This is a genomic window from Saccharomonospora piscinae (assembly GCF_005862235.1).
Classification (GTDB): Bacteria; Actinomycetota; Actinomycetes; order Mycobacteriales; family Pseudonocardiaceae; genus Saccharomonospora; species Saccharomonospora piscinae.
In genome coordinates this window covers 183,028-203,515 of record NZ_VCEK01000006.1, presented here as the reverse complement: position 1 = coordinate 203,515, position 20,488 = coordinate 183,028, and the positions used below count along the sequence as shown (strand labels likewise).

Genomic DNA, 20,488 nt, shown 5'->3' with positions numbered 1-20,488 from the left:
GTCTCCGGGAGGACACCATGAACGCACCGGCCGAACAGGTCGTCGAGGCGCTGCGAGACTCGCTACGGGAGGTCGACCGCCTGCGTGCGCGCAACCAGCGCCTCGCCGACGCGGCCGCCGAGCCGATCGCGATCATCGGGATGAGCTGCCGCTTCCCCGGTGGCGTGCGGTCGCCGGAGGACCTGTGGCACCTGGTCGACTCCGGCACCGACGCGATCTCGGAATTCCCGGCCGACCGCGGCTGGGACGAGCCCGGTAGCGGCGGATTCCTGCTCGACGCCGGCGAGTTCGACGCCGACTTCTTCGGGATCAGCCCGCGCGAGGCGCTGGCGATGGACCCGCAGCAGCGGCAGTTGCTGGAGACGTCGTGGGAGGCGCTGGAGCGGGCGGGCATCGAGCCGGGCACACTGCGCGGCAGCCGCACCGGTGTGTTCGTCGGAACCCACGGCCAGGACTACCTCGGCTTGCTCACCAGTGCGGCGCAGAGCGACGGTTACCTGGCGACCAGCACCAGCGCCAGCATCATGTCCGGCAGGCTGGCGTACACCTTCGGTTTCGAGGGCCCGGCCGTCACCGTGGACACGGCGTGCTCGGCCTCGCTCGTGGCGCTGCACCTGGCCGTGCGCGCGCTGCGCTCCGGCGAATGCTCGCTGGGCCTGGTGGGTGGCGTGTCCGTCATCTGTATGCCCGACGGGCTCGCCGCGTTCCGGCGGCAGGGCGGCATGGCACCGGACTACCGCTGCAAGGCGTTCGCGGCAGGCGCCGACGGCACCGGGTTCGCCGAGGGTGCCGGGGTACTGCTGGTGGAACGGTTGTCCGACGCGCGCCGCAACGGGCACCGGGTACTCGCGGTGGTGCGCGGCTCGGCCGTCAATTCCGACGGCGCGTCGAACGGACTGTCCGCGCCGAACGGGCGCTCGCAGGAGGCGGTCATTCGTCAGGCACTGGCGGACGCGCGGCTGTCAGCGGCCGATGTGGACGCGGTGGAGGCACACGGGACGGGTACCGCGCTCGGGGACCCGATCGAGGCGCACGCCCTGCTCGCGACCTACGGCCGCGACCGGAGTGAACCACTGTGGCTCGGCTCACTCAAGTCGAACATCGGGCACGCCCAGGCCGCGGCCGGCGTAGCCGGGGTGATGAAAACGGTGCAGGCGCTCCGGCACGGGACACTGCCGAGAACCCTGCACGTGGCCGAGCCCTCGCCCCACATCGACTGGTCGGCGGGCGCGGTGGAACTGCTGAGGAAAGCGCGGCCCTGGCCGGAGACCGGACGGCCTCGCCGGGCGGGGGTGTCCGGGTTCGGCATCAGCGGCACCAACGCGCACGTCATCGTGGAGCAGGCGCCGGAGGAGCCCGGCCACGATCCGGCTGACACCACGGGTCCCGTGCCGTGGCTGCTGTCCGCCCGCAGCGGACAGGCCCTGCGGGCGCAGGCGCGGCGGCTACTGCCGAGCGTCGACGACCTCGGCACGGCGGACGTCGCGTGGTCGCTCGCGACGACGCGGACGAGCTTCGAGCATCGTGCTGTGGTCGTCGGCCGCACACGAGCCCAGCTCCGGGACGGTCTCACCGCGCTGGCCCACGGCCGGACCGCCCCGAATCTCGCACTCGGCCGGGCACGGCCGGGCGGGCTGGCGCTGCTGTTCTCCGGCCAGGGAAGTCAGCGCGCGGGCATGGGACGTCAGCTGTGCGACGAGTTCCCGGTGTTCGCCGACGCCTTCGACGACGTCCGCGCCGCACTCGACCACCACCTCGACCAGCCGCTGGACACCGTGCTCGACACCGACCTCGTGGACCAGACCGCGTACACCCAGACCGGGCTGTTCGCCTTCGAGGTCGCGCTGTACCGGCTGGTTGAGCACTGGGGCGTGCGCCCCGGCTTCCTGTTCGGGCACTCGATCGGGGAGCTGGCCGCAGCTCATGTCGCCGGCGTGCTCACCCTCGCCGACGCCGCGAGACTGGTGGCCGCGCGAGGACGTCTGATGCAGAGCCTGCCCGCGGGCGGGGCCATGCTGTCGGTCCGGGCGAGCGAGGCCGATGTCGTTCCGATCCTGAGTGGACCGTTGTCGATCGCCGCCGTGAACGGGCCTCGCTCGACGGTGGTCTCCGGATCGGAGGACGCCGTGACGGACTTCGCCGCGCAGTGTGCCGCGCGGGGCAGCAAGACCAAGCGGCTCAGGGTCTCCCATGCCTTTCACTCGGAGCTGATGGACCCCGTCCTCGACGAGTTCCGCCGGATCGCCGAGGGCGTCTCGCACCACACGCCGCGGATTCCGGTCGTGTCGAACCTGACCGGCGAGCCCGTCGAGGAGTTCACCGCCGAGTACTGGGTGCGTCATCTTCGCGAAGCCGTGCGGTTCCAAGACGGTGTGCGCTGGCTACAGGACAACGGCGTACGGAGCTTTCTCGAAGTGGGCCCGGACGCCGTCCTCACCGCGATGGCCGAGGACTGTCTCGGGGACGCCGACGAGACGGCGGTGCTGGTACCGGGTTGCCGCAGGGACCGCGACGAGCCTGCCACGCTGCTGACCGCGCTGGGCCGGTTGCACACCTCCGGCAACCGGGTGGACTGGCGGGCGGTGCTCGCCGAGTGCGGCGGCCAGGTCGTCGACCTGCCGACGTACGCCTTCCAGCGCAGGCGGTTCTGGCCCGGTGCCCCCGTGTCGCGGGCCACCGAGGCCACCGAGGCCACCGAGGCCATCGAGGCCGCCGAGTCGGCTGAGGAGGTCCGGCCTGAGCCGGGCCCCGGCCTGGCGAGCCTGCCCGAGGCCGACCGGGAACGGGCGCTGGTGGACCTGGTCCGGCGCAGCTGCGCCACCGTCCTCGGTCACGACACTCCCACGGAGATCGACGTGGAGCGGCCGTTCGAGCAGTTCGGTTTCGACTCGATGACGGCGGTGGAGTTCCGCTCTCTGCTGAGTGAGGCGATCGGTGCCGCCCTGCCCGCGACGCTGGTGTTCGACTACCCGACCCCGGTGGCGCTGGCCCGGCACCTGCGTGCGCTGCTCGCCGGGGACCAGGACGAGGTCGCGGCGGTGTCGGCCACCGTGACCGACGAGCCGATCGCGATCATCGGTATGAGCTGCCGGTACCCGGGCGGCGTACGGTCCCCCGAGGACCTGTGGCGGCTGGTGGAGACTGGCACCGACGCGATCACCGAGTTCCCCACCGACCGGGGCTGGGACGTCGACGGCGCCGTGGACCCGGACCCGGACGCGGTGGGGAAGAGCTACACCGCCCACGGCGGATTCGTGCTGGACGCGGCCGAGTTCGACAGCGGCTTCTTCGGCATCGGCCCCCGTGAAGCGCTGGCGATGGACCCGCAGCAGCGGCTGTTGCTGGAGGCGTCGTGGGAGGCGGCCGAGCGGGCCGGCCTGAACCCGTTGTCGTTGCGTGGCAGCCGGACCGGTGTCTTCGCGGGCGTGGTGTCCAACGACTACGCGAGCCGGCTGCGCGTGGTGCCCGAGGAGCTGGCGGGCCATCTCGGCAACGGCAGCGCCGCCAGCGTGCTCTCGGGTCGCGTCGCCTACACCCTTGGCCTTGAAGGCCCGACGCTGACCGTGGACACCGCGTGCTCGTCCTCACTGGTCGCCCTGCACCTGGCCGCACAGGCCCTGCGAGCGGGCGAATGCGAACTCGCGCTGGCCGGTGGGGTGACGATCATGTCGACTCCGTCGGCTTTCATCGAGTTCAGCCGCCAGCGCGGGCTGGCAGCCGACGGGCGCTGCAAGTCCTTCGCGGCCGCCGCCGATGGCACGAGCTGGGGCGAGGGAGTCGGCGTGCTCGTGGTGGAGCGGCTTTCCGACGCGCGGCGCCACGGCCACCAGGTGCTCGCGGTCATGCGCGGTTCCGCGGTCAACTCCGACGGCGCGTCCAACGGCCTGAGCGCGCCCAACGGGCCGTCGCAGCAGCGGGTGATCCGCCAGGCACTGGCCAACGCGCGGTTGACGCCCCAGGACGTGGATCTGGTCGAGGCCCACGGCACCGGCACGACGCTGGGTGACCCGATCGAGGCCCAAGCACTGCTCGCGACCTACGGCCGGGATCGGTCGGCGCCGCTACGGCTGGGCTCGCTCAAGTCGAACATCGGGCACACACTCGGTGCGGCCGGGGTGGGCGGAGTGATCAAGGCGGTCCAGGCTCTCCGGCACGGGACGCAGCCCAGGACCCTGCACGTCGACGAGCCGTCCCCGCACATCGACTGGTCGGCGGGGTCGATCGAGCTGCTGACCGAAGCGCAGCCGTGGCCGGACCTCGCCCGTCCCCGCCGGGCGGGGGTGTCGTCCTTCGGCGTCAGCGGCACCAACGCGCACGTGGTGCTGGAGCAGGCCGCCGAACCCGAGTCGGCCTCGCGCGAGCCGGCCTCGCGCGAGGTGGCCACGGTGGTGCCGTGGCCGCTCTCGGCGAAGACCGCCGAGGCGCTGCGAGCGCAGGCCGCGCGGCTTCGGGAGCACGTGGCGGGCAACCCCGACCTGCCCAGCGCCGACGTGGGCTTCTCCCTGGCCACCACCCGCGCGCAGTTTCCCCTGCGGGCCACGCTCACCGGTGATCGGGAGACCCTGCTCGCCGGGTTGGACGCGGTGGCCGAAGGCCGGATCGCCGGAAGCAGGCCGGCGGCGGGCACGCTCGCGTACCTGTTCTCCGGGCAGGGGTCGCAACGAGTGCGGATGGGCGCCGAACTCCACGCGACGTTCAGCGTGTTCGCCGACACCTTCGACGCCGTAACGGGAATGCTCGACGCCGAGCTCGACGGCCATGTCGCACACCCGGTCGGTGAGGTCGTGCTCGGCCGGTCCGGAAGCGACGGTCTTCTCGACGAGACGGTCTACACCCAGGCCGGGTTGTTCGCCCTGGAAGTCGCTCTGTTCCGGCTGTTCGAGAGCTGGGGCCTGCGTCCCGACTACCTGATGGGCCACTCGATCGGTGAGCTGTCGGCCGCGCACGCCGCCGGGGTACTCACCCTCGCCGACGCGGCGAAGCTGGTCGCCGCGCGAGGGCGCCTCATGCAGGCACTGCCCACCGGCGGGGCGATGGTGTCGATCAGGGCGGCGGAGGACGCCGTGCTGCCCCTGCTGGGCGAGGGAGTCGCCGTCGCGGCGGTCAACGGCCCCGCGGCGACGGTCATCTCCGGTGACGAGGCAGCCGTACTCGCGGTGGCCACCGCGATGAGTGCCGAGGGCTACCAGGTCAAGCGGCTGCCCGTCTCGCACGCGTTCCACTCACCCCGGATGACGGGAATGGCGGAGGCGTTTCGCCGGGTGGCCGAATCGGTGGCCCATGCCGAGCCGATGATCCCGGTGGTCTCCACTCTCACCGGTGAGCCCGCGGTCTTCGACGCGGAGCACTGGGTCCGGCACGTCCTGGACGGGGTCCGCTTCGAGCGGGGCATGCGCTGGCTGCTCGACCACGGCACGGACCGCTTCGTCGAGCTGGGACCGGATGGCGCGCTCAGTGCGATGGCGCGGGAATGCGAGGCCGAAGCCACCTACCCCGTCTGCCGGTCCGGGCGGCCCGAGGTGGAGACCGTGTTCGGCGCGCTCGCTCACCTCAACGACGGCGGATCGGATCCTGACTGGACGGCGGTGTTCGCCCATACGGGCGCGCGGAGGGCCGACCTGCCCACCTACGCCTTCCAACGGCAGCGGTACTGGCTGGAAGACACCGCACCGGCCCCGACGGATGCCTCCGGGCACCCACTGCTCGGCGGTGCGGTCGTGCTGGCCGAGGACGGCGGAGCCGTGCTGACCGGGGAACTCTCCGCCCGCACCCAGCCCTGGTGGGCCGACCACGCCGGCTCGGTGGTGGCGGAGCTGGTCCTGGCGGCGGGGGAGCGGCTCGGCGCCGACCGGATCGAGTCGCTGGCGATCACCGTTCCGTTGCTGCCGTCGGGGGAGCGCACGGCGTTCCAGGTACTGGTGGGCGCTGAGGACTCCGGGCGGCGAACGGTGAGTGTGCACGCGCGGCAGTCCGACGACGCGCCGTGGACCCGGCACGGGACCGGCGTGCTCACGACCGGTTCGGTGGCGCCGGACCCGCTCGAGTGGCCGCCGCCGGACGCCCGGGAGTGCGAGGTCGACGGGGCCGAGCAAGCCTGGTCGACCGACGGTGAGGTGTTCGCGGAGTTCCGGTTGCCCGACGACACGGCGGCCGAGGGATTCGGCATCCACCCCGCGCTCCTCGACGCTGCCGTGGCCGCGCTGGACGGTGACCGGGTACCCGTCGCCTGGCGTGGTGTCACGGTGCATTCCACCGGTGCGCGGGTGGTCCGGGCCCAGGTGGGCAGGGTGGCCGACAGCGCGGTCTCCCTCGTGCTCCGGGACGGCACGGGAGCCGCAGTGCTCACCGCCGACGCGGTGACGCTCGGCGAACGACCGGAGTATCGAGCGGGGGCGGCATCGCAACTCCGGGTGGAGTGGACCGTGTGCCACGTCGACGCCGTGGCCCCGCGGACGTTCGTCGTCATCGGCTCGGACGAGCTGAAGATCGGCGTCGGGCTGGAATCGGCTGGTGCGGAGGTGGCGTCGTGTGCCGACCTCCCGGCGCTGCCCGAGCCGGTGCCCGACGTGGTCGTGGCGCCCTGCGGTCCGGGATCCGGGGACGTGCGCTCGGCGGTTCGCGAGGCGACGGACTCGGTACTGCGCCTGCTCCGGGACTGGGTCGCCGAGGAGCGGTTCGCTCGTTCGCGCCTGGTCGTGGTCACCCGAGGGGCGAGCACCGACCCGGTGGGCGCCGCTGTCGGCGGTCTGGTCCGGTCGGCGCAACTGGAACACCCGGACCGCTTCGTGCTCGTCGACGTGGCGGACGACGCGGCGCCGACAGCCCTGCTGCACGCCTGCGCCGGTGTCGAGTCCCAGTCGGTCGTGCGGGGTGGTGAGGTGCGCCTCCCGCGTCTGGCCCGCACCGCCGTCACCGAGCCCGCCGCCGTCTTCGATCCCGCCGCGACGGTGCTGATCACGGGGGCGACCGGTGGTCTCGGCCGCCAGGTGACCCGGCATCTGGTGACCGAACACGGGGTTCGCCATCTCCTTCTGCTCTCCAGGACCGGCGAGGACGGCGACTTCGGTGACCTCGACGCCGAGATCACGCAGGTGGCCTGCGATGTCGCCGACCGCGCCGCACTCGCACGGGTACTGGACGGCGTGCCCGCGTCCCGCCCGCTGCGCGGGGTGGTGCACCTCGCCGGGGTGGTGGACGACGGGTTGCTGGCCTCGCTGACCCCGCAGAAGTTCGACAGCGTTCTGCGCGCCAAGGCGGACGGGGCGCTGAACCTGCACGAACTGTCCCTGAATCTCGACCTGACCGCGTTCGTGATGTTCTCCTCGGCGGGCGCGACGGTGGGAAGCCCGGGGCAGGGCAACTACGCCGCGGCGAACGCGGTGCTCGAGGCTCTCGCGCGGCACCGTCGTGAGCTCGGCCTTCCCGCGACGGCCCTGGCGTGGGCACCCTGGCTCGAAGCGCGCGGAATCACCGGGCGGCTCGCGGGCAGGGACCGCGCCAGAATCACCCGTGGCGGCGCTGTCCCGTGGGAGACCGACGAGGCGCTGGCGGCCTTCAGCCTGGCGTGCGGTGGTGCGGAGCCGGTGCCGCTGCTGATGCGCCTGGACCGGACCGTGCTCGGTGAGCAGGCACGGGCGGGCACCCTGCCACCGGTGTTGTCCGGGCTGGTGCGGACCCGGAAGGCGGCGCGTTCGGCCGCGGCGGAGTCGAGCGGGTCGACGGTGGACCAGCTGGCCGCACTGTCCGGCCCGGACCGCGAGGCCGCGCTGCTGGACCTGGTGCGCTCGCACGCGGCCACCGCGCTCGGGCATCCCTCCGGTGACGCGGTCGAACCGGACACCGCCTTCCTGGAGCAGGGCTTCGACTCGCTGAGCGCGATGGAACTGCGAAACCACCTCACCACCGCGACCGGTCTCACGCTGCCCGCCACTCTGGTGTTCGACTTCCCCAGCCCGGCCGCGCTGGCCGGGCACCTGGCCGAGCGGATCGCCACGGCGAGCCAGGACGCACCCGCCCTGCCTGCGGCGACGCTGGACTCCGACGCGGCCGGTCCCCTGGCCGCGCTGTACTGGCAGGCCTGCGAGCTAGGCAAGATCGAAGAGTCGGTCAAGCTGCTCGAAGCGGCGTCGCGGCTGCGCCCGGCGTTCGGCGCGGGCGATCTGGACGAGGCCCCGCCGACGGTCCGGCTCGCGCAGGGCAGCGACGGGCCGCTGCTCATCTGCTTTCCCTCCTTCGCGCCGGTCGCCGGTCCACACGAGTTCGCCCGGTTCGCGGCGAGCTTCGAGACCGCGCACGAGGTCTGGGCCATCCCGCAACCGGGCTTCATGAAGGGCCAGCGCCTGCCGGACACCATCGAGGCGCTCGCGCTGATGCACGCTGAAGCGGTGCGGTGCCGAACCGAGGGCCGCGAATTCGTCCTGGTCGGACGGTCCGCGAGCGGCTGGCTGGCCCAGGAGATCGCCTACCAGATGGAACTCCGAGGCGGACCGCGGCCGACCGCGGTGATGTTGATGGACAGCTCCTCGCCCGAGCACATGGCGAAAACCGGGGTGGCCAACGCGATGGGTGGCGCGATGGCCGACCGGGAGAGCGGATTCGATCTGCTCAGCGACATCCGGCTCGCGGCGATGGGCGGGTACTCGCGGATCTTCGACGGCTGGCGGCCGAAGCCGATCGGCACACCGACCGTGCTGCTCAGTGCGCTGGACCCGTTCTCACCGGACCTGCTGGACGAGGCGAACCCGCACCACACCGACTGGCGCTCCTTCTGGGAGCTGCCGCACGACGCCGTGGATGTTCCCGGCGATCACTTCACGATTCTGGAGAAGCACGCCGACTCCACGGCTCGGGCGGTCGAAACCTGGCTCCGCGAGTCCGACCGGACGGCACGAGCGGGAGGTTCGCGCACATGAGGGTCGTCATCATCGGCGCCGGTTTCGGCGGGATGGCCGCCGCGATCTGGCTGGCCGAAGCGGGGCACGAGATCGAGCTGTACGAGCAGGCCCCGCGGGTGCGCACCAGCGGCAACGGCGTGCTGCTGCTGCCCAACGGCACCGGCCTGCTGCGGGAGCTGGGTGTGGAGCTCGACGGCCTGGGCGCCCGGATGGACTCCGTGGACGGGTTGTTCCGGGACGGATCACCGGCCCTGCGGGTGAAACTGTCCAAGATCGCTGACCGCCACGGAGCTCCCGTGCTGGTCGGTTCGCGCGGCCGGGTGGCCGAACGGCTGGCCGAGCGCCTTCCCGAGGGCGCGCTACGGCTGGCCATGCGGTGTACCGGGATCGAGCAGACGGGCGACGGGCCCGTCACGGTGTCCTTCGCGGACGGCACCGCCACGACGGCCGATCTGGTGATCGGTGCCGACGGGCAGCGTTCGGTGGTGCGGACGACGCTGTTCGGCGAGGACCCCGCGGTCTACCTCGGCGACGCGACCTGGCACGGCATCACGCACCTGCCCGGCGCTTTCGCCGAAGGGCACGCCGTGCACAGTGTCTTCGGCGACGAGGGCATCTGCGTCATGCACCCGGTGGGCGGCGGCGACGTCTACTGGGCCTTCGAACTGCCGTTCTCCGACGGCGACGTGCTTCCGCCGGGCGCGCCAGGGGACACCATTTCGTTGCGGGAACCGGGCTCGCCCGTGGCCAACCTGCGGGCCCGCTTCGGGAAGTGGACCGCGCCGGGCTTACCGGAGCTGCTCACCGCCATGCGGGACGAGGACGTCAGCGTCTTCCCGCACATCATCCACCGGGAACTGGCGCGGTGGGGCGAGGGCAGGGTCACGCTCGTCGGCGACGCGGCGCACGTGGTGCCACCCCGCGTCGGCATGGGCTTGAGCCAGGCGCTGGAGGACGCCTGGGTGCTGAGCCGCGCGGTCGCGGGCTCCGGTGACCTGGCCGGTCGACTCCGCGCCTACGAGCGGGCACGCATCCGGCGGGTCCGCGGCATGCAGAAGGCGGCCAGGGCGCTCGGGCGCAAGACCGTGCCGATGCCCCCGTGGCTGCTGCGGCGTGTGGGCAGGCTGCTGCCGGCGACGAAGTTCAACGAGGCGCAGGTCCGGAACTCGAGCAACTACCTCAACAACGACCTCGCCACGGTCACCGGCTAGGAGGCCCTCGATGCACGCGGCAGTACTGCACGACTTCGGTGGAACCCCCCGGTTCGCCGAGTTCCCCGAGCCGGAGCCCGGCGAGGGGGAAGCACTGGTGCGGGTCACGGCGGCCGCACTGACCCCGTTGGCCCGGTGGGTGGCCTCGGACCGTGACTTCAGCCGTGGCCGGGAAGTGCCGTTCGTCTGCGGTACCGAGGGAATCGGCAGGCTGGAGGACGGAACGCGGGTCTCCTTCGGGGTGACCCGCCCGCCGTTCGGCACGATGGCGGAGTTCGCGATCGCACCGACGCGGCTGTGCACGCCCATCCCGGACGAGGTCGACGACGTGACCGCGGCCGCGATGATGAACCCCGGTCTGTCCGCGTGGAGTGCGCTGTCCTGGGGCGCGAAGCTGCGGCCGGGCGAAACCGTGCTGGTGCTGGGTGGCACCGGAGTAGCGGGGAAGACCGCGATACAGATCGCGAAGCTGCTGGGCGCGGGCCGGGTCGTGGCCGCGGGCCGGAACGAGCGGGTGCTCACCACGCTGGGTGAGTACGGCGCCGACCTCACCGTGTCCCTGGACCAGACCGAGGAGAGTCTCGCGGACGCGTTCCGCGAGGCGGCGGGTCAGTCCGGCTACGACGTCGTTCTGGACTACCTCTGGGGCCGCCCCGCGCAGGTGTTGCTGGACGCCCTGCCCCGGCGGTTCATGGTCACCTCGGAGATCCGCTATCTCCAGCTGGGCAGCAGTGCGGGCACGGAGATCACGCTGCGGGCGAACGCTCTGCGCCGCACGGGGGTGACGATGGGCGCGGGCGCGCCGCCACCCATCGACTTCCTTCGCGACCTGCAGTCGACCGTACTGGGACACGCCGCGAGCGGCGTGGTGCGAGTGGACACCGAAACGGTGCCACTGGCCGATGTCGCCGCGGCGTGGCGGCGGGACGTTCCCGGCCGCCGCTTTGTTGTCATTCCCTGAACTCCCGAGAGAAGAGGTAATCATGGACGCTCTTGCCGAAGCGGCCCTCGGCGGCGCACGCCCCGAAGAGCTCGACCGTCTCCCCGTCCCCGCCACCTATCTGGCCGCGCACACCCGCGTCGAGGACGTCGAGATGTTCCGTGGCGTCGAGGACAAGGACGTGCGCAAGTCGCTGCGGGTGTCGGAGGTGCCGATGCCCGAACTCGCGCCCGACGAGGTCCTGATCGCGGTGATGGCCAGCTCGATCAACTACAACACCGTGTGGTCGGGGACGTTCGAGCCGGTGCCGACCTTCAGCTTCTTGAAGGCGTACGGCAAGCGTGGGTACTGGGAGGCCAGGCACGACCAGCCGTACCACGTGCTCGGTTCCGACGCCGCCGGGGTGATCGTGCGTACCGGAGTGGGTGTGCGGCGGTGGCGCCCGGGTGACCACGTGCTGGCCAGCCCGATCCAGGTGGACGACCAGGAACCGGCCACGCACGCCGACGGCATGCTCGGCGAGGGTCAGAAAGCATGGGGTTACGAGACGAACTTCGGCGGACTGGCGCACTACGCCGTGGTGCGAGCGAGTCAGCTGATCCCCAAGCCCGGGCACTTGACCTGGGAGGAGGCCGCCAGTACGCCCGCCTGCGCCAGCACGGCGTATCGCATGCTGGTCAGCGACCGCGGCGCGCGGATGAAGCAGGGTGACGTGGTGCTGATCTGGGGCGCCGCGGGCGGTCTCGGCGTCTACGCCACCCAGCTGGTCAAGCAGGGCGGCGGCATCCCGGTCGGCGTGGTCGGCTCGGAGGAGAAGGCCGAACGCCTGCGAGCGCTGGGTTGCGACGTGGTGATCAACCGGTCGGAGATCGGGATCGGTGACGACCTCGACGATCCGGACAGTGTCATCGCCGCGGGCAAGCGGCTCGGTAAGATCATCCGAAGGGAGACGGGAGAGGATCCCCACATCGTCTTCGAGTACGTCGGCCGCGCCACCTTCGGTATCTCGATGTTCGTCGTGCGCCGGGGCGGTGCGGTGGTGACCTGTGGGTCGAGCACCGGCTACCGGCACGAGTACGACAACCGGTACCTGTGGATGAAGCTGAAGCGGCTGATCGGCAGTCACGCCGCGAACCTGCAGGAGCAGTGGGAGAGCAACCGGCTGGTCGACCTGGGACGGATCATGCCGGTACTGTCCACCGTGTACCCGCTGAGCGAGATCGGCGAAGCGTCGCGGCTGGTGCAGTGCAACCAGCATATCGGCAAGATCGGTGTCCTCTGTGCCGCGCCGGAGCGCGGGCTGGGGGTGACCGATCCGGCCAAGCGTGCGCGGATCGGCGAGGACCGGCTCAACCCGCTGGGGGTGGGGCACCAATGACTCGTTCCGCGGCCGGGATCGTCGCCACCGGCTCGTACGTGCCCGAAGGCGAGGTCACCAACGACGACCTCGCTCCGCGGTTCGGCGTGACCCCCGAGTGGATCGAGCGCAAGACCCTCATCAGATCGAGACGGCACGCGGCGCCCTCGGAGGCGACGTCGGACCTGGCGGTCTCGGCGGCGACGGCGGCGCTCGATCAGATCGGACTGCCTCCGGAATGGATCGACTACCTGATCGTGGCGACCTCGACGGGAGACGCGCCGCTACCGCCGACCTCGTGCCTGGTGCAGCGCGCCCTTGGCGCGCATCACGCGGCGTGCTTCGACATCAACATCGCGTGCAGCGGGTTCGCCTACGCGCTGTCCGTCGCGCGCGGTCTGGTGACGAGCCGCCCGGGTGCCTACGCCCTCGTGGTGGCTGCTGATCTGTGGTCCCGTTTCCTCGATCCGGCGGATCGCGGCACGACGGTGCTGCTCGCCGACGGTGCGGGTGCGGCGGTGCTCGGTCCCGTTCCCGAGCCCTACGGCATCCTCGAGACCGAGATGAGCGGCCACGGCGAGTACTCCGAGCTGCTGGTCGTCGACGCGGGAGGCAGCAGAAACCCGGCGTCGCACGAGACGGTCGACGAGGTGGGGCACGTCCTGCGGATGCGCGGGCGCGAGGTGACCGAGTTCGCCCTGGGCACCGTGCCGCAGTCGGTGAAGGGCCTGCTCGCGCGGGCCGGGGTCCGGGCCGAGGAAGTCGACCACTTCGTGCCCCACCAGGCCAACGGCGTGTTGCTGGGCAGGCTCGACGAGCTGCTCGGGCTGGAGAACGCGAGGACTCACCTGACCCTCCAGCGGTACGGCAACTCCGGCGCGGCCTCGATGGCCGTCACGTTGGACCACGCGGTCCGCGCCGGTGAGCTGGGGGACGGGGAGCTGGTCCTGCTGACCGGATTCGGCGGGGGAATGGCGGTGGGTTCCTGCCTGCTGCGATGGACGACGGAGGTGACCGCGTGAGTGACATCAGCAAGGTGGGCATTGTCGGATGTGGACCGATGGGCTCGGGGCTGGCCGAGGTGTGTGCCGGGGCCGCGCTGGACGTGATCGTGGCTGTCAGCTCGCCGGAGTCGGCCCGGCGGGGAAGGGAGCGTGTGACCGCGTCAGTGGATCGTGCCGTGCGCAAGGGACTGACCAGCGAAGCGGCACGCGATGCCCTGCTGGACCGCATCTCGTTCACCACGGAGCTGGCCGATCTCGCCGACCGCGAGCTCGTGATCGAGGCGGTCACCGAGGACGAGGCGATCAAGCTCGACCTGTTCGCCCGGCTGGACCGGATCGTGGCCGACCCCGACGCCATCTTCGCCACCAACACCTCCTCGTTGCCGGTCATGAGACTGGCCCAGGCGACCCGCAGGCCGGAGCAGGTCGTGGGCACACACTTCTTCAATCCCGTGCCCGCCATGCCGCTGGTCGAGCTGACCGGCTCGCTGCTCACGGCGGAGCGCACCGTCGAGCGAGTCGAGGGGTTCGCGATCAAGCTGTTGGACAAGGAGGTCATTCGCTCGCCCGACCGCGCCGGCTTCGTCGTCAACGCGCTGCTCGTGCCCTACCTGCTGGCCGCGATGCGCATGGTCGAGTCCGGCGTCGCCTCGGCCGAGGATGTGGACCGGGGCATGACGCTGGGCTGTGGCCACCCGATGGGGCCGCTGCGACTCGCCGACCTGATCGGCCTGGACACGCTCGCCGCGGTGGCGGCCGGGCTCTACGACGAGTTCAAGGAACCGCTCTACGCCGCACCTCCGCTGCTGTCCCGCATGGTCGACGGGGGGCTGCTGGGGAAGAAGTCGGGCCGAGGTTTCCACTCCTACCAAGGATGATCGGAACTATGCACAGCACCGGAACCACCATCGAACGCCGGGTGGCGCTTGCGCGGCGCGCCGGCGGGCCCGAGGTCATCGAAGTCGCGGTCGAGACACTGCCCGAGCCGGGGCCGGGGGAGGCACTCGTCAGGGTGTCGGCGGCCGGGCTGAACCACGCGGACAGCCTGATCCGTTCCGGCGGGTACGTCGTGACGATGCCGTTTCCCCTGGCTGTCGGCGTCGAGGCCGCCGGAACCGTGGTGGCCGCCGGTGACGGCGCCGCGATCGCTCCGGGTACCCGCGTGTGCGGCACCGGCTGGCTGGGGTCGTGCGCCGACCACGTCGTGGTGCCGGTCGAGCGGCTCGTCCCGATCCCTGACGACCTGGGCTTCGCGGAGGCGGCCTCGATCGCGCACGCGGGAGCGGCGGCGGGGGCCCTGAGCAGGGTGTGGCCGCTGGAGGGGCGGCGGGCCGCGGTCTGGGGTGCGGCAGGTGCGGTGGGGCGGCTGCTGGTCACCCGGCTGAGTGGGAACGGGACCGAGGTGATCGGCATCGCCGGAGGCGAGCGGGTGGCTGTTCCCGCACGCCTGGGTGCCGCCCACGTGGTCGACCGCACTGCCGGGGACGTCGCCGAACACGTGCGTGAGGCCACCGGGGGGCGCGGGGTCGACGCGGTGTTCGACCCGGTGGCGGCTGCCACGTTCCACACCAGCCTCGCGATGCTCGCGCCACGGGGCTGCCTGATCAATTACGGGCAACTCGGGGGCGGGGTCACCAACGCCGCGCTCGGGGACCTGTTCACCTCGGGAGGCACGTTCGTCACCAAGTTCAACGCGGGAGCCTATGTCGACGGTTTCGCGGACGTGGCCGGGCTCATCCGCGAGGCACTGGAACTCGCGGTGCGACGCCCGGAGGTCGTCACGCCGGTGGCCGCCCGCTTCCCGCTGTCCGAGGCCGCCGCCGCTTACCGGGCACTGGAATCCGGTGCGGCGGGCAAGGTTCTCGTCGTCGTCGAGGACGGCTGAGCCGGGCTCCGTCTGTGGCTGGGCAGACCACCCCCTACCCGAGAGCTACGGCGAAAGTGAGCTCTGGAGTGGGTCGCTCGGCACGATCCCGGCGACGTAGCTTCCACGGTACGGAGGGGAGGCACTGATGACCGAACTGCACGATCTCGCCGATCTGACCACCGAATCGGTTATTCAGCTCTATCACACCTACCTGGACTCGCTGCGGGGCACGCGGGAGGAGCAGCGCGAACTCCGGCAACGCGGCATGCTCGCTCAGCTCGACGACATCGAGGCGGAGTTGCTCTATCTCCAGCTCCGGCAACGCCGCCCGGAGCGCGTGGTGGAGATCGGTGCCCTGCACGGCTGGTCCACCACCTGGATTCTGCGCGCTCTGCGGGACAACGGCGCGGGGCAGTTGCTGACGATCGACCTCCGCGACACGGCCACTGTCACGGTCCCGCGTGAACTCCGGCACCGGTGGAGCTTCCGGCAGGGTGATGTGCGGACGATGGGCGGCGACTGGGTTCCCCGTACGGACCACCTGTTGATCGACGCCAAGCACAGCAGGCGATTCGCCCGGTGGTACCTGGCCGAGGTACTGCCCGACCTGGCGGACAGTACGCGGGTGAGCGTGCACGACGTGTACCGCTTCCGTCGGCCGCTCCCGCGCAGCGAGGGAGCGGAACTGCTGGCGTGGCTCCGGCGGCGGCGATTGCGGCACTTCACCGCGTCCCGCGCGGCGGCTCCCGGGGTGCGGGAGCGGATCGCGCAGTTCCGGCATAAACGAGGGCTCGTCGACCCGGTGCATTCGGGCACTCGCGATCCGATGGTGTTCTTCCGAACCGGGGGCATGCCCGCGACGGCTGATCTCGCACGGTGACGTTCACGTGGCGATGGTGGCCGCGTGTGCGGCACAATCACCTGATCCCTTCCGCACCGACCGACGAGGAACTCTGATGCCGCCGCGACACCCGCTGTGGGCGCGGGGCCTCGCGGTCGCGGCGGAGTTGCCCCGTGACCTCAACCCGCTGTCGGCGGACCGGCTGCCGTGGCCCGGCGCGGAACGGTCCCGCGGCTTCTCCCGGTCGCTCCGGTTCCTGGCCGGGTGCGGTGTGGTCGCGCTCGCGGTGCTCGGCGGCGCACAGGGTGCGACGGCGCTGCCCGGTGCGGCCGTCGCCGGTGCGGTGGTGTTCGGCCTTGTGTACGCGGGATCGCTGGCACTGTGCCTGTACCGCCCACTCGCCGGCTGGTGGCTCGCGCTGGTCGGGCAGGCCGTGCTGAGCGAGTTCGCCCGCGGGCACGCCGGGGGTTCGGTGTGGGCCGAGACGAGCACGGTGGCGTACCTGTGTGTCCTCGGTGTCGCCGGACTGCGTGTCCGGCCCCGCGTCCTGGCGGCGATGTGGGTGCTCACCCTGGTCGCAGGGGTCGTGCTGGCGTACCGCATGCCCCCTGGTGACCAGCTGTCGGACGTCGAGGAAATGAGTGTGCTCTCGGCGGTGGTCCTGATCGCCGTGGGCGCGTTGCGCGGACGGTCCGTGGCGGCACGGCAGGTGGCGGCGCAGCGGGCGCTCACGATGGTCGAGCAGCAGCGCCGTGCTGTTCTGGAGGAACGCAGCCGGATCGCCCGTGAGCTGCACGACGTGCTGGCTCACCACATGTCGGTCATCGCGATCCAGGCCGAAGCCGCGCCCTACCGGGTGCCGGACCCGCACGAGCGGCTCACCGAAAGCTTCGCCACCATCAAGAGTCATGCCCAGGACGCGCTGACGGAGTTGCGGCGCGTGCTCGGTGTGCTGCGGGCCGAGCACGACGACACGGGGTCCGCACCACAGCCGACCCTGAGCCGGGTGCCCGACCTCGTCGCCGGAGCGCGGGACGCCGGACTCCGGGTGAGCATGGTCGTGAGCGGAGACGCCGTCGTGCTGCCCCCGGGGCTGGAGCTGTCCGCCTACCGGCTCATCCAGGAAGGGCTGAACAACGTCATGAAACACGCGCCGGGCGCCGACGTCCGCGTCGAGCTCGACTACCGGCCGTCGCGGTTGCGGCTCGAAGTCGTCAACGGTCCCGCGCGGGTGAGGGCAGGGCGGTACGCGGCGAACGGACAGGGCCACGGAGTCGTCGGGATGCGGGAACGGGTGGCCATGCTGAAAGGAGATCTGACGGTGGGTGCGACGCCGGCGGGTGGGTACGCGATGGAGGCCGTGTTGCCGCTGGGTGGGGTCGAGCACTGATGGCCGTGAGCGTGCTGCTCGCCGACGACCAGGAGCTGGTCAGGGAAGGGCTGTCGGTACTGCTGTCGGCGCAGCCGGATATCGAGGTTGCCGGGGAGGCCGTCGATGGCCGTGACGCGGTGCGGCTGGTGGGTGAGCTGCGGCCGGATGTCGTGCTGATGGACGTCCGGATGCCGGACCTGGACGGCATCGAGGCCACCCGGCGGATCACCGGAGCGAACGGCACGGGAACCAAGGTACTGGTGCTGACCACCTTCGACCTCGACGAGTACGTTTTCCACGCCTTGCGAGCCGGTGCGAGCGGGTTCCTGCTCAAGGACTCGTCGGCGTCCGCGCTCACGCACGCCATCCGGGTGGTCGCGGCGGGGGATGCCATGCTCTCTCCCGCGTTGACGAAGCGTCTGGTGGCCGAGTTCGCCCGGCTCGGCGCGCCCCGCTTTCCGCCGCGCGTCCGCCTGGACGAACTGACCGAACGGGAAACCGAGGTGCTGACGCTGCTGGCCAGGGGGCACTCCAACGCCGAGGTGGCCGACGGCTTGGTGATCGCGGAGCAGACGGTGAAGACACACGTGAGCCGGATACTCGGCAAGCTGGGACTGCGGGACCGGACCCAGGCGGTCATCTTCGCCTACGAGGTCGGGCTCGTCCGGCCACCGGGCTGACCCGTCCCTCCCGCCGTACTGGAGCCCGCACCGGCGGGCCGAGGACGTCGAAATCCTGGCCAACACGGCGGCTCGCGCCAGATCGGCAGGCTGGGAGAAGTTGTCGGAGGTGTCCGGTCCACTGAGCCGGTGACTGCCTATGACGTAGCCCGCCGGCTTCCCACCGTCCCCGCTCTGCGGGATCTGTGCCGCTCGCTCGCGATGCTCGACGCGATTCTGAGCCTTGACCATGGGTACCGGGACCACTTCTTCAACGCCAGGTGGGGAGACGGCGAGGAGCTGGCTTCGATGGACAACGGGGCGGGAGACGAGTACGTCATCGTGTTCTCGGCGGGCGGGGCCTATGTCCGCGGCTTCGACCACGAATCGCCGATGAGTCCGTACGGCGACGACGGCGGACCCTGGCCGGGAGTGGTCGACGACGTTCCCGGGATCTTCAGGCACCTCGTCGACGAGCCCGCCTTTACCGACGAGGACGGCGTCCCCCTCGTGACGGCCTGCTTGTGGCGGGAGGCGACGGACGATCGATGGCACCACGGCGCCATCGACTTTCCTCCGGAGCACGCCGACCCTGATGGGGCGACGAGTCTGTTCGGATTACTGGTCGAGAACTCACCCGAAGCGTTCCAGTGCTGCGCCGAGGACTACTACGAGATGCCGGTAGACCTGAAGGCGGTCAGGGACCTGTATGCCCTGCGGCCGCTGGATCAGGAACTCGTGTCGTCGTTGAACGCCGAGGTCAGGCTGGCGGACCTGGCCCACGACGTCGTCGAGATCGGCTATCCGCGAGCTCACGCTCACTGAGTAACTGGCACAAAAAGATCCGGGTGCCGGTCGGCGAAAGCGACCGGCACCCGGGAAAACTGAGTGGTTCGGCGACGACTGCGGCGTGGGGTCGCCGGACCATCATGGGTGTCGACGGGGGTTTCAGCGGCCGGTGACCTCGCCCCGGAACTGGGCCAGGCCGCGGGCGACATCCTGAGCCCGGTTGAGCTCACCGATGTAGCGACGAATCGCGGCATACAGCTTCTGCATGAACGACACCTCCCTTCGTACCGCGCCGTCGTCCCGTCTTGTCGAGAGGCCGAAGGGCTTTCCGACACCCGCACTGCCGCGCTCGCACGATGTGGAAGGCCGGTACCGCCTCTTGCGAGGGGGAGTTCCCCGTTCGCACCGTCAATATGCCATCCGTGACCAGCGCGACGCCAGTGGGAAAATTCGCAGGTCGAGCGTGTAATACGCGGGCCCCGGCGCGCGATTTCACGGGCTTGGGGATCGGCCGCGAGCGTCTGCGGGCCGCACCCGCCGTGTCGCCTGCTGTAGTTTAGGCTAACCTAAATCCAGAGGCGGAACGTTCGCGCGGGACGGAGTGGATGCGGCATGATCCGGACGACGGAGCGGCGGGCGACGCATGCCTATCGGCTGTTCCAGGTCGAGGTGCGGCGTGCCGTGCGGCTCGGTCCGAGTTTCGTGCGTGTCACGTTCACCGGGCCCGAGCTCGACGCCTTCGCCGACAACGGGTTCGACCAACGGATCAAGGTCGTGTTCCCGCTGCCGGGCCGGACACTCGATGAGCTCGCCTGGGGCACCGACTGGCACGAACGGTGGCGCGCTCTGCCGGAGCGGGAACGCCCCGCGCTGCGCACGTACACGGTGCGCGCGGTCCGTCCCGCCTCGGCGGAGGTCGATGTCGAGTTCGTCGTCCACGGCGACAGCGCGACGGCGTCGCGCTGGGCCGCCGCCGCGGTTCCCGGCGACCGGGTGGGCCTCGTCGGGCCGGACGCCCGGTATCCCGGTGAGCACCGGGGTGTGGGCTTCCGCCCGCCCAGCGGCACCAGCACGGTCCTGCTGGCCGGGGACGAGACCGCCGTTCCGGCCGTGGTGAACATCCTGGAGCGCCTGCCGTCCGGTATGCGGGGAGCGGCCCTGCTCGAAGTGCCGCACCGGGACGACGTGCGTCCTGTCGTCGCGCCCGCCGGAGTGACGGTCACCTGGCTCGCCCGGCACGGCGCCGCGCACGGGAGCCTGCTGATCCCCGCGGTGTCCGAGGCGGCGGCGCGGAGGCCCGTGCTTCGCGTGGGGCGGGACAACGTCATCGCACACGAATCCGACGGCACCGCCCCGATCTGGGAGGTGCCCGACCCGAGTGCCGCGGTGCCGACCGGAACCTTCACCTGGCTGGCCGGTGAGGCCGGGGTCGTCACGACACTGCGCAGGCGGCTGGTGGGGCAGCTCGGGGTGGACCCGTCGACCGTCGCCTTCATGGGGTACTGGCGTCGCGGCGCGAACGCGGTGTGACCGGCTCGCGAGCCCAGGGCCGTC

Annotated in this window: 12 protein-coding genes; all 12 read left to right on the top strand. The window is 71.4% G+C overall.

Translation table 11 applies throughout. The features are described from left to right. Positions 1-17: 17 nt before the first annotated feature. The gene (locus tag FFT09_RS21550) at positions 18-8,912 is read left to right on the top strand and encodes a type I polyketide synthase (protein WP_138383829.1); all 8,895 of its coding nucleotides are present in this window, start codon (positions 18-20) and stop codon (positions 8,910-8,912) included. Further along, complete coding sequence (locus FFT09_RS21545) at positions 8,909-10,105, top strand: FAD-dependent oxidoreductase (protein ID WP_138383828.1); 1,197 nt, start codon at positions 8,909-8,911, stop codon at positions 10,103-10,105. The genes FFT09_RS21550 and FFT09_RS21545 overlap by 4 nt, the downstream gene beginning before the upstream one ends. 10 nt (positions 10,106-10,115) lie before the next feature. Then, positions 10,116-11,066: a quinone oxidoreductase family protein gene (locus FFT09_RS21540; RefSeq protein ID WP_081190488.1), complete on the top strand. Its 951-nt coding sequence runs from the start codon at positions 10,116-10,118 to the stop codon at positions 11,064-11,066. Between the two features lie 22 nt (positions 11,067-11,088). Beyond that, positions 11,089-12,423, top strand: coding sequence for a crotonyl-CoA carboxylase/reductase (ccrA, locus tag FFT09_RS21535; protein WP_024877349.1), 1,335 nt, complete (start codon positions 11,089-11,091; stop codon positions 12,421-12,423). After that, on the top strand, positions 12,420-13,424 hold the full coding sequence (locus tag FFT09_RS21530) for a 3-oxoacyl-ACP synthase III family protein (protein ID WP_138383827.1): 1,005 nt from the start codon (positions 12,420-12,422) through the stop codon (positions 13,422-13,424). The genes ccrA and FFT09_RS21530 overlap by 4 nt, the downstream gene beginning before the upstream one ends. Further along, positions 13,421-14,284, top strand: a complete 864-nt coding sequence (locus tag FFT09_RS21525) for a 3-hydroxybutyryl-CoA dehydrogenase (protein ID WP_024877351.1) — start codon at positions 13,421-13,423, stop codon at positions 14,282-14,284. The genes FFT09_RS21530 and FFT09_RS21525 overlap by 4 nt, the downstream gene beginning before the upstream one ends. 8 nt (positions 14,285-14,292) lie before the next feature. Further along, positions 14,293-15,291 (top strand): zinc-binding dehydrogenase, encoded by a 999-nt coding sequence (locus FFT09_RS21520; RefSeq protein ID WP_138383826.1) that lies wholly within the window; start codon positions 14,293-14,295, stop codon positions 15,289-15,291. Between the two features lie 127 nt (positions 15,292-15,418). Then, positions 15,419-16,153 carry a class I SAM-dependent methyltransferase gene (locus tag FFT09_RS21515; protein WP_138383825.1) on the top strand — a complete coding sequence of 245 codons (735 nt, stop codon included), beginning with the start codon at positions 15,419-15,421 and terminating at the stop codon, positions 16,151-16,153. Positions 16,154-16,229: 76 nt separating this feature from the next. Then, positions 16,230-17,504 (top strand): sensor histidine kinase, encoded by a 1,275-nt coding sequence (locus FFT09_RS21510; RefSeq protein ID WP_167305423.1) that lies wholly within the window; start codon positions 16,230-16,232, stop codon positions 17,502-17,504. Beyond that, entirely contained in the window at positions 17,504-18,166 is a 663-nt protein-coding gene (locus FFT09_RS21505; protein ID WP_024877355.1) for a response regulator, read from the top strand. The genes FFT09_RS21510 and FFT09_RS21505 overlap by 1 nt, the downstream gene beginning before the upstream one ends. 201 nt (positions 18,167-18,367) lie before the next feature. Continuing rightward, positions 18,368-18,970 carry a hypothetical protein gene (locus FFT09_RS21500; protein WP_244231455.1) on the top strand — a complete coding sequence of 201 codons (603 nt, stop codon included), beginning with the start codon at positions 18,368-18,370 and terminating at the stop codon, positions 18,968-18,970. A gap of 576 nt (positions 18,971-19,546) precedes the next feature. Next, on the top strand, positions 19,547-20,464 hold the full coding sequence (locus FFT09_RS21495) for a siderophore-interacting protein (RefSeq protein WP_138383821.1): 918 nt from the start codon (positions 19,547-19,549) through the stop codon (positions 20,462-20,464). Positions 20,465-20,488 lie beyond the last annotated feature (24 nt).